Below are 13,971 nucleotides of genomic sequence, written 5' to 3' on the forward strand. Positions count from 1 at the left end.
TGAGAGCGTCTTCCCGCCGTCCAGCCCTTAGTGGAAGAAGTGGCGCTCGCGCGTGAAGAACATCGTGACGCCAGCGTCGCGCGCGGCCTTCACGACCTCCTCATCGCGGACAGACCCTCCCGGCTGCACAATCGCCGACACGCCGGCGTCGATGAGCACCTGCGGTCCGTCCGCGAACGGGAAGAAGGCATCGGATGCGGCGACAGCGCCCCGCACACGATCACCTGCGCGCTCGACCGCAAGGCGACACGAGTCGACCCGGTTGACCTGGCCCATGCCGATGCCGACGGTTGCCGAGTCCTTCGCGAGAACGATCGCGTTGGATTTCACGGCGCGGCAGGTCTTCCACGCGAAAATGAGGTTGGTCATCGCGTCGGCATCCGGACGCTCACCGGAGACGAGCTCCCAATCGGTGGCGACGGACTCGATGTCGTCGGGAAAACGGTCGGCATCCTGCAGAAGGAGGCCACCCGAGATGAGCCGCACATCCATCGGCTCCTGTTTCCAGTCATCGGGGAGCTTCAGCACGCGCAGGTTGTTCTTGAGGCGGAAAACCTCCAGAGCCTCCGGCTCGAAGTCCGGCGCGACGACCACCTCGGTGAAGATGTCGCGAAGGTTCTCGGCCATCTTCAGCGTCACCTTGCGGTTGGCGGCGATCACGCCACCGAAGGCAGAGACCGGGTCGCAGGCGTGGGCGCGCAGGTGCGCGCTGGCAATCGGGTCCAGCGCGTTCGGCGCCGACACCGCGATGCCGCAGGGGTTCGCATGCTTGATGATCGCCACGGCGGGCTTGACCAGGTCGAAAGCGGCGCGCAGAGCAGCGTCAGCATCGACGTAGTTGTTGTACGACATCTCCTTGCCCTGCAGCTGGGTCGCTTGGGCGATGCCGCGCCCACCGGTGCGCGTGTAGATCGCGGCGCGCTGGTGCATGTTCTCGCCGTAACGCAGGGTCGACATCCGTTCGGCGCGAATCGTCAGGTGAGACGGAAGGTCGACATCCTCCCCCAGCGTCTCGTCGGCGAACCAGGTGGCGACTGCCCGGTCGTACTCGGCGGTGTGCGCGAAGGCGCGCGCGGCGAGCTCGCGACGCTGCGCGAGAGAGGTGCCGCCCACACGGATTGCCTCGATCACCGACCCGTAGGACTCCGGCGAGACCACGATGGCGACGTTCGCGTAGTTCTTCGCAGACGCCCGGACCATAGCGGGACCGCCGATGTCGATCTGCTCGACGACGTCGTCGCCCTGCGCGCCGGAAGCGACAGTCTCGACGAAGGGGTAGAGGTTCACCACGACCAGCTCGAAGGGCTGGATGCCGAGATCCGCGAGCTGGTTCTCGTGGTGCGCGAGGCGAAGGTCGGCAAGAAGCCCCGCGTGCACGGCGGGGTGCAGAGTCTTGACGCGCCCATCAAGCGACTCGGGGAAGCCTGTCACGGCGGCGACATCGGTGACGGCGAAACCGGCATCCCGGATCGTCGCGGCCGTCGATCCCGTGGAGACGATCTCGGCACCTGCCTCGGCAAGCGCCGCGGCGAGGTTCAGGAGATCGGTCTTGTCGCTGACCGAGACCAGCGCCCGCCGGACGGGCACGACGTCGCGGTCGCGGTACAGGGACGGGTCGTGACTGGGGCCTGCCATCGGGTCTCCTTGCTGTCGGGTGGTCATCGGCCGCGCGGGCTGCGTCGTCGCGGACCTGGTCAGAGGAAAAGTCAGGGGGATGAGAGGTCGATCTCGCCCGTTGCGATGCGCCTCACGACGTCGATCAGGAGTCGGCGTTCGACCGGCTTGATCCTCTCATGAAGGCTCGCCTCGTCGTCGCCGGGAAGCACCGCGATGCGCTCCTGCGCGAGGATGGGTCCGGTATCGACTCCGGCGTCGACGACGATGACACTCGCACCGGTCTGACTGACACCGGCAGCGAGCGCGTCTCGGACACCGTGGGCACCGGGGAACTCGGGAAGATACGCCGGGTGGGTGTTGATGATCCGCGGCGCCCAGGGTTCGAGGACCGATGCGGGGAGCAACCGCATCAGGCCGCTGAGAACGATGAGGTCGGGTTGCCACACCGCGAGTTGGTCGCGAAGCGCCTCACCCCAGGCCGCTCGGCTCGCATACTCGGCGAAGGGCACGAAGAACCACGGAATGCCGAAGGCTTCGGCATGGGCGAGGCCTTCGGCCTCGCGGTCGGCGCCGACGACAACGATCCGCGCCGGATAGTCGGGCTCGTTCGCTGCCTCGAGCAGCGCCCGAAGGTTGGATCCGGCGCCGGAGATGAGAACGGCGACGGTGAGCACCGACTCAGTCTACCGAGGGCTCCAGGAGCGCCGTGGGCACCGCCTCGGTCGCGTCGTCGTCACGGGCTCGACGTCGCGGTGAGAGCAACAGGATGCCGGCACCGACGCCGACCTCGATGCCGATCGCCAGCGCGACAGGACCGGGCTCCGGCCCTAGCTGCGCGAGCGCCCCCGGCCCGAGCGAGCCGGAGGCAAGAACGGCCAGCAGCGCCGCTGAACCTGCAGCGGCGACCGCAACCCCCAGCGCGGTGACGATGCGGGCTGAAACGCGCTCGGCATCCGCGGCGAAGAAGGACCGGGCAACCCACCCGGCGAAGGATCCAACGCCGACGGGCAGAAGAGCGAGCAGAAGTAGCCAGGGGGACGTGGATTCGGGGAGTGCGCCCATCAGCGGCAGTCCGGGCAGGACGCCGGTCGTGGTTCCGGATGCCGCGACCGTCGAACCCACCCCGAGGGAGACACCGGGTCCGGCAACGAACGCTAGAGCCCACGCGATCAGGGTGGGAAGGTACAGAAGCTGGCCGAGCGTAAGGACTACGGCACCGAGAACGTCGACATTGGCGGCCTCGTAGAGACCGACGATCTCGGAGCCCCGAGCGAAGATCGCAACGGCGGTGGTGAGGGCCGCGACGCCCACCAGGCCGACTGCCGCGATGGATCCCGCGCGGGCGATGACCGTCGGAACGAGAGCCCAGTCCTCGGGCAGGTCCTCGACGCGCTCCCGCAGCCCCGCGATGACGCCGCGGTCAGCATCCTGCCACTCCCCGACCAGAGCGCCGAGGAGCGCCGGGATGCCGAAGACCAGGGCCGGAAAGAGGATCGCTTCGGTAAGCGATGCGTGCGCGACGGCGTTTCCGGCCGTCAGGGCGATCCCGGCGGCCGCAGCTGCGAAGACCGCGGTTCCCGCGAGGGCACCGGTGAATGCCGCACCCGAGCGCGAGGCGCGGCGACCCGAGCGCGCTGCGGAGATGGCGGTGAATCCCGCGAAGGCCAGCGGAGCGAGCGACAGCACGAAGGATGCCGCATCGGGATCGATGCCGGCAGTTGCCAGGTAGTCGGCGGGGAGCGTGATCTCCAGCGGGACGACGTGCCCGAGTTGCCAGACGCTCGCGGCGGTGGGCCAGAGTGCGCTCCACGGGGCAAGGCCCCCGAACTCGACGACCCACAGCAGCGTCGCCGGCGCGAGTACGACGACGAGTCCTGCGGCGACGGTGACGAGCGCGTCGAAGGCGGCGAGGAGGAAGACGATGACCCGGTTCATGCGGCTTCGACCTTACCCATCCCCGGGCCACTCACCGGTCGACTCACCGGGCGCTGCGCCACGCTCCCGAGTTCGGGACCGAGCCGCGGAACAGTTCGGTGATGGTGGCCATCGTGAAACCTCGATCGAGGAGTCCGTCGCAGACGGCTCCGACAGTGCGCGCGGTGTTGCCGTGGATGTCGTGCTGCAGCACGATCGACCCGGGTCGAGGCTGATTCACTGCACGCTGAATCAGCACGTCGTCGTCGATTCCCTTCCAGTCCTCCGTGTCGACGTCCCAGAGGATCGCCGGCATCCGCGCGATCGAAAGCACCCGCGCGTTGTATTCGCCGTACGGCGGCCGGAACATCGTGATCGGCTGACCGGATGCCGATTGCAGGGCAGCCGACGTGTCGCCGAGCTGTGCAGCGATCTGCGCGTCGGTGAGATTCGGAAGAGACGGATGATTCCAGCTGTGGTTTCCGATGAGGTGTCCCTCAGCCACCATCCGCTGCAGGGTCGAGGCGTAGGCTCGCGCCTTCGACCCCATCGCGAAGAACGTGGCGCTGGCGCGACGCGCCGCCAGCGCGTCCAACATGCTCGGGGTGAGGTCGCTGGGACCATCGTCGTAGGTGAGCGCAACGCACGGCGTCAGCGAACAGTCGACCGGCACATCGCCTGGGTTCTGGATGCTGGGTCCGGAATACGGCTGACCGACCGAGGCGAGAAGACGCCTTCCGAAGTCAGTGAGGAGGGGTTCGGCGGCAGCTGCGGGCACGAGAACCGTGCGAGCCGCGTCAGTCGGTGGGATGCCGAGAGCCGCGAGCGCATCGGTGGTGAACCCGGCAGGGATCGTGAACTGCATTCCACCGGCTGCCGCGGGCATCGTGGTCGCGAAGGAGGCTGCCAGCCGTTCGAGGGCAGCGGGGTCTGCGAGCGGCGCGAGCGACAGGGAGCCGGCGGCGCGGCGGAGACCCTCGAATACGTCAGCGGCCAGCGTCGTTGCTGCATCAGGCGTCCACACCTGCGCCGCTGTCGCCACTTCACCGGTTGCCGTGTCGGCGAAGAACGTGTCGACGCTATCGCTGATCTGTCCATCCGAGGCCGAGAGGACGGTCCGAAGGCGCTGTCCGAACATGCTCGCCGATGCCCAGACCACATCACACACGACTGTCGCGGAGCCGCCACCGACGACAGGTCCGGCAAGCGCGGGGTCGGCGAGCACGTCGGCGGCCGGAATCTCGGTAGATCCGGGAACACAGGACCGGTCGGCAAGGCCCGCACCGGCGGCGCCCGCCTGCGGACCGTAGGTGGCGCCGGTCGCGTCCTGACGCGCACCGATCGCGGTGCGTACGTAGCCACGCACGGCGTCGTTGAAGGCTCCGACACCCGGCAGCAGGGCATATCGAGCCTGGATGCCGACGGCATCCTGGCGGATGCGCTCGGGAGACACGCTGGCAGCCAGAGGCTGGCCGGGCCGAGCGCTGAGCGGCTGAGGCTCTGCATCGACGACCTGCAACGTCGTCGCCGGCCACGCCGGCGGAGTCCAGCTCGGGTCGATTGCCGGCGCACAGCCCGCGACGACAACGGTCGCGCACACGATCAGTGCGGCCGCTGCGACAGGCCGGATGACGCGGCGCCCCGCGGTCCTCATGGTTTGACTCCTTCGAGGAGGCTTGCCAGGGCTGGTCGGTACCGGTCGAGGTCGTCGCTCGAAACGGAGAACACGATCGACCCGTCCGCAACAGGTCCGACGGCGGCAACCAGGGCCGGGATCGTGGTGGGGTCCTGGTCGGCCGGAGCCACCGGCGCGCCATGCGCGACGGTCAGCCCTGAGGCGAGCGTTTCGACCAGCGGTGACGCTACCCCGGCTGCCGACGCGGCTTGCAAGGGCTCGTCAGCGCTCAGCGCGACAGCGACGATCATCCCGCGATCAGGAGTCGTGATGACCGCATGCGCGTCATCCTGTCGGGTGATAAGCCATCCGTCTGGAACCACGACTGTCACGGATGCCGCCTGTGACCCGACCACCACCGGGGTCTGAGCGCTCGCGACCTCCGTCCGCAGATTCGCGAGGGCGGGCGGGACCACGACGACCCCGACCAGCGCAAGAAACGCCAGAACTCCGGCGGCTCCGACACCGGCCAGCGCCCATACCCACCAGGGGGCGGGTCGATGCGACGCGGAAGCGGCTGCGGCGGCTCGTGCGGTCTCGTTCATGGTGGCTCCGGGGCGCACGGGCGGCGCTGTGTGTATTGTGGCGCCTCAGTGCGTCCGGAACCTGACGGCGGGCCGGGACAACCCGTGAACTGCGAGCAGACTCCCAGCCTGCGCCCCGGGCTTAGGCGGGATCGAGCACGAACACCGCGATGAGCCGGTCGGTCTTCTTCTGATACTCGGCGTAGTCGGGCCACACCTCGACGGCGCGCGCCCACCACTGCTCACGCTCGTCACCCTCGACCTCGCGGGCGATGTAGTCACGCTTGGTCGCGCCATCCTGCAATTCGACGGTGGCGTGCTTACGCATATTGCCTGCCCACTTGGGCTCGTCAGGTGCGCCACCCTTCGAGGCGATCACGGCGTAGCTGCCGTCGTGTTCGACGCGCATGAGGGCGGTCTTGCGCAGTCCTCCGGACTTCGCGCCGAGTGTCGTCAGGACGATGACGGGCACGCCTCGCAGCTCGTTGGCTTCGGCACCCCCCGTGGCTTCATAGGTCTCGGCCTGGGTGCGTGCCCACTCCGACGTGGACGGCTTGTACTCTCCGGTCAGTGGCATGGCTTCAGGCTACCGCCAGCCCGCGACCATGGGCACAGCCGTCCGCGGTCTTGTGCCGAACCCACATCCTCACCCCCGAACCCACATCTTGCGGTGGCGCGAACACGTGGGTTCGCCGCGGAAGATGTGGGTTCGCGGAAATGGTTCGCCGGTTAGAGCTTTTCGATGATTTCGCGCATCAGGGCGGCGGTCTCGGACGGCGTCTTGCCGACCTTCACGCCCGCGGCCTCGAGAGCTTCCTTCTTGGCCTGAGCGGTGCCGGCGGAGCCCGACACGATCGCTCCGGCGTGGCCCATCGTCTTGCCTTCGGGCGCGGTGAAGCCCGCGACGTAGCCGACAACGGGCTTGGTCACGTTGGCCTGGATGAAGGCTGCGGCGCGCTCTTCGGCGTCGCCGCCGATCTCACCGATCATGACGATCGCCTTGGTCTCGGGGTCGGCCTCGAACGCGGCGAGCGCGTCGATGTGGGTCGTGCCGATGATGGGGTCACCACCAATGCCGATGGCGGTCGAGAAGCCGAGGTCACGCAGCTCGAACATCATCTGGTAGGTCAGGGTGCCCGACTTCGAGACGAGGCCGATGGGTCCCTTGCCGGTGATGTTGGCCGGGGTGATGCCTACGAGCGACTCGCCGGGGGTGATGATGCCGGGGCAGTTCGGCCCGATGATCCGCGTCTTGTTGCCCTTGGACTGCGTGTAGGCCCAGGCCTCGGCGGTGTCGCCGACCGGCACGCCCTCGGTGATGACCACGAGCAGCGGGATCTCGGCGTCGATGGCCTCGATCATGGCATCCTTCGTGAAGGCGGGCGGCACGAACGCGATCGAGACGTCGGCCCCGGTCTTCTCCATGGCCTCGGCGACGGATGCGAAAACGGGCAGTTCGACGGGGTTGCCGTCCTTGTCGGTGTGCGAGACGGTCGTCCCGGCCTTGCGGGCGTTCACACCGCCGACGACCTGGGTGCCGGCCTTGAGCATGAGGGCGGTGTGCTTCGTACCCTCGCCGCCGGTGATGCCCTGGACGATGACCTTGGAGTCCTTGTTGAGGTAAATCGACATGTCAGAAGTCCTTATCCGGTTTCGCGATCAGGCGGCTGCCAGCTCGGCTGCCTTGTCAGCGCCCTCGTCCATACCGGCGGCGAGGGTGACCAGCGGGTGGTTCGCGGCGGCGAGGATCTCGCGACCCTCTTCCACCTGGTTGCCGTCGAGGCGTACGACGAGCGGCTTGGTGGCGGCGTCCCCGAGGATCTCGAGTGCCTTGACGATGCCGTCGGCAACCGCGACGCACGAGGTGATTCCGCCGAAGACGTTGACGAACACGCTCTTGACCTGCGGGTCGCCGAGGATGACGTCCAGCCCTGCGGCCATGATGGTCGCGGATGCCCCACCGCCGATGTCGAGGAAGTTGGCGGGCTTCACGCCGCCGTGCTTCTCACCGGCATAGGCGACGACGTCGAGGGTCGACATGACCAGGCCCGCGCCGTTACCGATGATGCCGACTTCGCCGTCGAGCTTGACGTAGTTCAGACCCGACTCCTTGGCCTTGGCCTCCAGCGGGTCGGCAGCGCCCTTGTCCTCGAGCTCTTCGTGCTCGGGGTGGCGCACCTCGCTCGCGTTGTCATCGAGGGTGACCTTGCCATCGAGGGCGATGATGTTGCCGTCGCCGTCGAGGATGAGCGGGTTGACCTCGACGAGGGTCGCACCCTCGCCGGTGTAGACGTCGTAGAGCTTCACGAAGGCATCCGCGACCCTGTCCACGAGCTCCGCGGGGAAGCCAGCAGCGGTCGCGATCTCGACAGCCTTGTCCTTGTCGATACCGGTCAGCGGGTTCACCTCGACGCGGGCCAGGGCCTCGGGCTTCTCGACGGCGAGCTGCTCGATCTCCATGCCACCTTCGACGGAGCACAGCGACAGATACGAACGGTTGGAGCGGTCAAGCAGCACGGAGAAGTAGAACTCCTGCTCGATGGATGCGCCGGCGGCGACCATGACGCGCTGCACGACGTGACCCTTGATGTCCAGGCCCAGGATGGCCTTCGCAGCCTCGTACGCCTCGTCGGCACTCTTCGCGACCTTCACGCCGCCGGCCTTGCCGCGGCCTCCGGTCTTGACCTGAGCCTTGACGACGACGACACCGCCGATCTTCTCAGCAGCCGCCTTCGCCTCCTCAGGAGTGTCGGCGATGATGCCGGGGAGCACCGGCACCCCGTATTTCTCGAATAGGTCTCGTGCCTGGTACTCGTACAGATCCACGCTGGTGTCCTCCGCTGCGGCGTCGGGTGGGTGAGGGAATGTCTCGATGTCGAGATAGTTCGACCAAGTAGTCAGCCTACTACCCGGCACTGAACGGTTCCGAACGAGCCGGTTCTTGCGGCGGTAGGCTCACGGCATGTCCGACACCACCGCCGCCACACCGTCGTCGCGGACCGCGGTCGTCGCCGTTGCGCTCGACCTGTTCGACCGGAACGGCTTCGATGCGACATCCGTGGAACAGATCGCCCAGGCTGCGGGCAGTTCCCGGTCGACGTTCTTCCGCCAGTTCGGCGGCAAGGACGACGTCGTGTTCGCTGACCACGAGCTCCTGCTCGCCCAGCTGCGCGAGAACCTGTCTCACCCGCACGAGAACCCCTGGGTGGCGGTATGCGATGCGGCGGTCACGGTGTTCGAACACTTCGCAGCCGACCCCGACCTCGCGCGGCGCCGCTACTCCGTGGTGCGCAAGGTGCCGGCACTTCGCGAGCGCGAGATCGTCACGGTGTTCCGCTACGAGCGACTCTTCGACGAGTACCTGCGCGGCGCTTTGCCGGGCCTTGATCCGATCGATGCCGTCGGCTTCGCCGCATCCGTCGCCGCCGTCCACAACCACGTGCTGCGGCAGCTGCTTCGCGACGGGGAACCCGTGCCGGTGTCGGTGCTGCGCGCAGCCCTCGATGACCTCCTGCGCAAGTTCGGCGTGCACCCCGACCCCGAGCATCCGGATCCTGATGACGTCGTGGTGGCGGTCTTCCCCAAGCGGATGCCGCTGGCCGAAGTCACCCGCCGCCTGCACACCTCCCTCGACCTCTAACCTGAGGCGCCGGGGCGGGGCGCTCGCTGACCCGTCGGCCCAGGTTTCGGTCGCGCCGTTGTGCGGAGTTCCCCAGCGGGTAACGACACAATGGCGCGACCGAACGATGAAGCTCTCCGTTCGGTCGCGCCCTGTTGCGGGTGCCCGCGCGCAGAACCCGCACCACGGCGCGACCGAAACAGAGATCGGCTGACATCTAGCGCAGCGGATGCCGGGTGCAGCGGATGCGAACAGCGATGGATGCCGGAACGGGACGCGCCGGGGGTGGCAGACTGGCGGCATGGCGGCGCACGCGACCGTGGTGGGCAGCGGACCGAACGGACTGACCGCTGCGGCGGTCCTCGCCCGGGCGGGACTGCGGGTGCGAGTCCTCGAGGCTGCCGACACGATCGGCGGAGGACTGCGCACCGAGGCGCTGACCCTTCCCGGATTCCGGCACGATGTCGGTTCGGCGGTTCATCCGGCCGCACTGACCTCCCCGATCTTCCGGGCGCTCGGCCTGCACCGCGTCGTGTCATGGCTGAACCCTGACGCCTCCTACGCGCACCCGCTCGATCGCGGACCCGCGGCGATCGCGTGGCGTGACATCGACCGCACTGCCGACGATCTCGGCCCCGACGGCCGCGCCTGGCTCGCGATGACGCGACCTCTAGCACGCCACATCAATGAGCTCGTCACGTTCACGGGCGATCAGCTGATACGGATGCCGCGGCATCCGCTCACGGCTGTGCGGTACGGCTTGCGGGTGCTCGAGCAGGGAACGGGCCTCGGCGCGGCGAGCTTCCGCACACCGCGGGCCGCAGCGCTGCTGGCGGGAGCGATGGCTCACGCGAACACCTGGATGCCGTCCCTGGCGTCGGCAGCGGCGGGTCTGTTGCTTACGGCGCAGGCCCACGCCGGCGGGTGGCCCGTTCCGCACGGAGGCGCCCAGACGATCGCCGAGGCCCTCGCCGCCGACATCCGGGCTCACGGGGGCGTGATCGAGACCGGAACGCGCGTCACGTCACTCGATGACCTGGACTGGGGTGATCCGGCGGCCGGCGATCTGCTCATCCTCGACACCTCACCGCGGCTGATGCTGACGGCATCGGCGCTACCGACCGCGTATGCGAGGGCCGTGCGTCATTACCGGTATGGACCCGGCGTCATGAAGGTGGATGTAGCGCTGGCAGGGCCTATCCCCTGGCGCGACCCGAACGTGGGGCGTGCGCCGACGGTGCACCTGGGCGGAACGCGGGAGGAGATCATCGCCGCCGAGCGCGAGGTCAACCGTGGCCGCATCCCCGCGCGCCCCTACGTGCTCGCGGTGCAGCCGTCGGTGATCGACCCGACGCGCGCTCCCGCCGGCAAGGCGGTCCTGTGGGCGTACACCCACGTCCCGCTCGACTCCCCCACGGATGCCACGGCTGCCGTTCTCGCGCAAGTGGAGCGCTTCGCGCCGGGCGTGCGGGATCTGATACTTGCGGTGCATTCGTCGACAGCAGTGACCCGTGCGCACACCAACCCTGCCGAGATCGGCGGCGATATCTCGGGCGGCGCGTTCACGCTGGCCCAGGCCATCCGCAGGCCCGTCGTGTCGCGGCATCCGTGGCGTACCCCGCTGCCGGGGGTGTATCTCGCCTCGTCATCGACCCCGCCGGGCCCAGGTGTGCACGGGATGAGCGGCTGGCACGCTGCCCGCACGGCGCTCGGCGACGCGGCAGGGCTGCCGGTGACGCTGGATGACGTGTTCGGCGACGACTGACGGCGAAAGGGCGGCCCGAGGCCCCTGCGCGATTCTCGCCGCCGCGTCAAGACCGTGCATCCGGACCCGTGCGACAGCTACGGTCGAGCCATGGGATTGTTCGGCATCGGCTCCTCCAAAGACAGCAACAGCGCCCTGGCGGTTCCCGACGACGGCATCGTTCCGCCCAGCAAGCTCTGGGGCGACAAGTTCGGGATGCTGGCAACGCGGGGACTGCAGATCATCGTCGTCGTCGCCCTCGCGGCCGGCATCATCTGGGGACTCCGACAGATCACGCTGGTGGTCATCCCGGTGCTGCTCGCGCTGATCTTCGCGTCGGCGTTCGCGCCGGTGATGAGTTGGATGCGCCGTCGCGGCGTGCCCTCGATCCTCGCGACCCTCATCGCGCTGCTCACGATCGTGCTGCTGCTCGGCGGCGTCGGCTGGCTCATCGTCTGGGCGGTTCGCGATCAGTGGGATTCGCTCTATAGCCAGGCGGAGGCCGGTGCCCAGAAGCTCTGGGAATGGGTGCAGACGCTGCCGTTCGGGATCGATCAGCAGCAGATCGACGAGTGGATCTCGTCGATTCAGGCCTTCATCACGAGTGCCCAGTTCGGCACTGGGGCCATCGCCGGCGTCAGCGTCGTGGCTAACTTCGCGACCGGTTTCGTCCTGCTGGTCGTCGTGCTCTTCTTCTTCTTGAAGGACGGCCCGCGGATGTGGGAGTTTCTGCTCCGCCCGTTCCGCGGTTCCGCCGAAGCGCGGGCTCGCCGCATCGGCGACAAGACGGTGTCGACCCTCGGCGCCTACGTCCGAGGTACCGCGTCAGTCGCGTTCGTCGACGCGGTCGGGATCGGCATCGGCCTGTGGATCCTCGGCGTCCCGCTCGCCCTCCCCCTGGCGGTCTTGGTCTTCCTCCTCGCCTTCATCCCGATCGTCGGGGCGACCCTCGCAGGGATCCTGGCAGCGCTCGTCGCGCTCGTCGCCAACGGCTGGGTCAACGCGCTGTTCGTCGTCGGTCTGATCGTGCTCGTCAACCAGCTGGAAGGAAACTTCCTGCAACCGGTGCTGATGGGGCGCTCGATGAAGCTGCATTCGTTCGTCATCCTGATCGCCCTGACGGTCGGCACCGTGCTCGGCGGAATCGTCGGCGCAGTCCTCGCCGTGCCGATCACGGCAGTGGCGTGGGGAATCGTGCAGGTGTGGGACGGCCCGAACACCCCCGCCCGGTGGGCACGACGCAAGAGCACCGAACCGACGCCGTCCTGACGCCCGGGCTGGACAGCTACCCCCGACAGACAGGATGCTGACCGCATGCGCTATGCGATTCCCGAGCCGATGCTCGCGAAGTCCGTCGACCGTATCCCCGCGCCTGATGCGGTCGCCGGCGGTCTGAGCTTCGAACCGAAGTGGGACGGCTTCCGCGCGCTCATCTCGTGGGACGGGACGGATGTCGAGATCGGCAGCCGCGGTGCGAAGCCGCTCACGCGCTACTTTCCCGAGCTCGTCGAGGCGTTTGCGCGGCTCCTTCCCGAACCGTGCCTGCTCGACGGCGAGATCGTGATCGCGCTGGGCGAGCCGGGCTCTCAGCGCCTGGACTGGGACGCGCTGACGCAGCGCATCCACCCCGCCGACTCGCGGGTGCGGATGCTGAGCGAGCAGACCCCCGCGATGTTCATCGCATTCGACATCCTGGCGCGCGGGAAGCGCGATCTGGCGAGCGAGCCGTTCCAGGCCCGGCGGGCTGAGCTCCTCGACCTGCTGCGCGACGTGCCGCATCCGGTGCACGTCACGCGCACGACTGACGACCCCGACCGGGCTGCTCGGTGGCTCGATGAATTCGAGGGGGCGGGCCTTGACGGCGTGGTCGCCAAGCCCCTCGCCCAGCCCTATGCGCCGGGCAAGCGGACGATGTTCAAGATCAAGCACGCGCGCACGGCGGATGTCGTCGCGCTCGGCTACCGGGTGCACAAGAGCGGGAGCGGGGTCGGCTCACTGCTTGTCGGTCTCTATACCGACGAGGGTCAGCTCGTCCAGGTCGGCGGGGTGGCAGCGTGGTCGGACAAGCGCAGACGGGAGCTCGTCGACGAGCTCGAACCGTTCGTCGAGCGCGACGAGGCCGGCGCCGCGGTGACCGGCGAGGGGGAGCGGTCTCGCTTTACCTCGGGCAAGGATGTGTCGTTCGTGCAGCTGCGCCCCGAACTGGTGCTCGAGGTGCGCTACGACCAGCTCGAGAAGTGGCGTTTTCGCCACACCGTGCAGTTCGTGCGGTGGCGCGAGGATCGTGACCCGCGCTCGTGCACGTACGACCAACTCGAGACTGTCAGCGCGTACGACGTGGGCGCGGTGCTCGAAAGCTGACGGTCAGCGGCGCGGTTCGGCGCGGACTCAGCGGCGCGATCAGCGCGAAGGCGGGGTGAACTCGACCACGGGTATGGTCGTCTCTCCCCCGTTCAGCTCGTCCATCGCCCCCTTGAGGTGGTCCCAGGCATCCGGGTGCACCCGGGCATAGCGGGCAAGCACCGCCGCTGCGTCGCTCTCAGGCAGGATGCGGGCAGTAGCCGCCACGCCCTTCGAGCGACCGACCCAGAGCCGGGCAGCGGGGTTGGCCTGGAGGTTCTTGAGCCACTGTGCGCGCGAGCCGTGGCCGGAAGCGACGCGGAGCGCGTTCGTCTCGCGTTCGATCACTTCAAGCACGACGTAGCGCGGCTGGCCGCTCTTGCGGCCGATGTGCTCGGCCATCACGAACCTGCCGCCGAACAACCAGCCAAGCCCCGCGCGAAACAGCGGAATCGGGGCGCGGACGATCCAGCGCGTGCGAAGCAGGCGCGCGGCCCACTGATCGATCGTCGACGTCGTCTCGGTGCCCGTCGTGTCG

The 13,971-nt window shown here is 68.4% G+C and carries 13 protein-coding genes; 4 read left to right on the top strand and 9 right to left on the bottom strand.

Annotated features, from left to right (window positions below):
- Nucleotides 1-27: 27 nt before the first annotated feature.
- From purH to sucC, 8 genes are all read right to left on the bottom strand, one after another.
- Nucleotides 28-1,635: a bifunctional phosphoribosylaminoimidazolecarboxamide formyltransferase/IMP cyclohydrolase gene (gene purH, locus B4F19_RS03640; protein ID WP_292732870.1), complete on the bottom strand. Its 1,608-nt coding sequence runs from the start codon at nt 1,633-1,635 to the stop codon at nt 28-30.
- Between the two features lie 71 nt (nt 1,636-1,706).
- Complete coding sequence (gene purN, locus B4F19_RS03645; protein ID WP_292732871.1) at nt 1,707-2,291, bottom strand: phosphoribosylglycinamide formyltransferase; 585 nt, start codon at nt 2,289-2,291, stop codon at nt 1,707-1,709.
- Nucleotides 2,292-2,295: 4 nt separating this feature from the next.
- Nucleotides 2,296-3,552, bottom strand: coding sequence for a DUF6350 family protein (locus B4F19_RS03650; RefSeq protein ID WP_292732873.1), 1,257 nt, complete (start codon nt 3,550-3,552; stop codon nt 2,296-2,298).
- A gap of 43 nt (nt 3,553-3,595) precedes the next feature.
- Nucleotides 3,596-5,185 carry a polysaccharide deacetylase family protein gene (locus B4F19_RS03655; RefSeq protein WP_292732874.1) on the bottom strand — a complete coding sequence of 530 codons (1,590 nt, stop codon included), beginning with the start codon at nt 5,183-5,185 and terminating at the stop codon, nt 3,596-3,598.
- A complete protein-coding gene (locus B4F19_RS03660) occupies nt 5,182-5,751 on the bottom strand; it encodes a hypothetical protein (protein ID WP_292732876.1) in 570 nt (189 codons plus the stop codon). The genes B4F19_RS03655 and B4F19_RS03660 overlap by 4 nt, the downstream gene beginning before the upstream one ends.
- A gap of 121 nt (nt 5,752-5,872) precedes the next feature.
- Nucleotides 5,873-6,307, bottom strand: a complete 435-nt coding sequence (locus B4F19_RS03665; protein ID WP_228179130.1) for a nitroreductase family deazaflavin-dependent oxidoreductase — start codon at nt 6,305-6,307, stop codon at nt 5,873-5,875.
- Between the two features lie 152 nt (nt 6,308-6,459).
- Entirely contained in the window at nt 6,460-7,362 is a 903-nt protein-coding gene (sucD, locus tag B4F19_RS03670) for a succinate--CoA ligase subunit alpha (protein WP_228179129.1), read from the bottom strand.
- 27 nt (nt 7,363-7,389) lie between these two features.
- Nucleotides 7,390-8,556, bottom strand: coding sequence for an ADP-forming succinate--CoA ligase subunit beta (gene sucC, locus B4F19_RS03675; RefSeq protein ID WP_292732878.1), 1,167 nt, complete (start codon nt 8,554-8,556; stop codon nt 7,390-7,392).
- A 136-nt stretch (nt 8,557-8,692) separates the two neighbouring features.
- Here sucC and B4F19_RS03680 point away from each other — a divergent pair, with 136 nt between their 5' ends.
- The 4 genes from B4F19_RS03680 to B4F19_RS03695 all read left to right on the top strand — a co-directional run bounded on the left by B4F19_RS03680 (nt 8,693) and on the right by B4F19_RS03695 (nt 13,454).
- Nucleotides 8,693-9,370: a TetR family transcriptional regulator gene (locus B4F19_RS03680; protein ID WP_292726834.1), complete on the top strand. Its 678-nt coding sequence runs from the start codon at nt 8,693-8,695 to the stop codon at nt 9,368-9,370.
- 280 nt (nt 9,371-9,650) lie between these two features.
- Nucleotides 9,651-11,114 (top strand): phytoene desaturase family protein, encoded by a 1,464-nt coding sequence (locus B4F19_RS03685; RefSeq protein ID WP_292732880.1) that lies wholly within the window; start codon nt 9,651-9,653, stop codon nt 11,112-11,114.
- A 90-nt stretch (nt 11,115-11,204) separates the two neighbouring features.
- Nucleotides 11,205-12,362 carry an AI-2E family transporter gene (locus B4F19_RS03690; protein WP_292732882.1) on the top strand — a complete coding sequence of 386 codons (1,158 nt, stop codon included), beginning with the start codon at nt 11,205-11,207 and terminating at the stop codon, nt 12,360-12,362.
- A gap of 45 nt (nt 12,363-12,407) precedes the next feature.
- Nucleotides 12,408-13,454, top strand: a complete 1,047-nt coding sequence (locus tag B4F19_RS03695; protein ID WP_292732883.1) for an ATP-dependent DNA ligase — start codon at nt 12,408-12,410, stop codon at nt 13,452-13,454.
- Nucleotides 13,455-13,493: 39 nt separating this feature from the next.
- Here the strand turns inward: B4F19_RS03695 and B4F19_RS03700 are convergent.
- A partial coding sequence (locus B4F19_RS03700; RefSeq protein ID WP_292726161.1) for a nitroreductase family deazaflavin-dependent oxidoreductase occupies nt 13,494-13,971 on the bottom strand: 478 nt, incomplete at its 5' end.

The sequence above is a fragment of the Microbacterium sp. UBA1097 genome (genome assembly GCF_002313585.1).
Taxonomy (GTDB): Bacteria; Actinomycetota; Actinomycetes; order Actinomycetales; family Microbacteriaceae; genus Microbacterium.

Coding starts and splice junctions, on each gene's coding strand:
- B4F19_RS03680 (WP_292726834.1), top strand. CDS start 8,693: ATGTCCGACACCACCGCCGCCACACCGTCGTCGCGGACCGCGGTCGTC.
- B4F19_RS03685 (WP_292732880.1), top strand. CDS start 9,651: ATGGCGGCGCACGCGACCGTGGTGGGCAGCGGACCGAACGGACTGACC.
- B4F19_RS03660 (WP_292732876.1), bottom strand. CDS start 5,751: ATGAACGAGACCGCACGAGCCGCCGCAGCCGCTTCCGCGTCGCATCGA.
- B4F19_RS03655 (WP_292732874.1), bottom strand. CDS start 5,185: ATGAGGACCGCGGGGCGCCGCGTCATCCGGCCTGTCGCAGCGGCCGCA.
- B4F19_RS03650 (WP_292732873.1), bottom strand. CDS start 3,552: ATGAACCGGGTCATCGTCTTCCTCCTCGCCGCCTTCGACGCGCTCGTC.
- purH (WP_292732870.1), bottom strand. CDS start 1,635: ATGGCAGGCCCCAGTCACGACCCGTCCCTGTACCGCGACCGCGACGTC.
- B4F19_RS03665 (WP_228179130.1), bottom strand. CDS start 6,307: ATGCCACTGACCGGAGAGTACAAGCCGTCCACGTCGGAGTGGGCACGC.
- B4F19_RS03695 (WP_292732883.1), top strand. CDS start 12,408: ATGCGCTATGCGATTCCCGAGCCGATGCTCGCGAAGTCCGTCGACCGT.
- sucD (WP_228179129.1), bottom strand. CDS start 7,362: ATGTCGATTTACCTCAACAAGGACTCCAAGGTCATCGTCCAGGGCATC.
- B4F19_RS03690 (WP_292732882.1), top strand. CDS start 11,205: ATGGGATTGTTCGGCATCGGCTCCTCCAAAGACAGCAACAGCGCCCTG.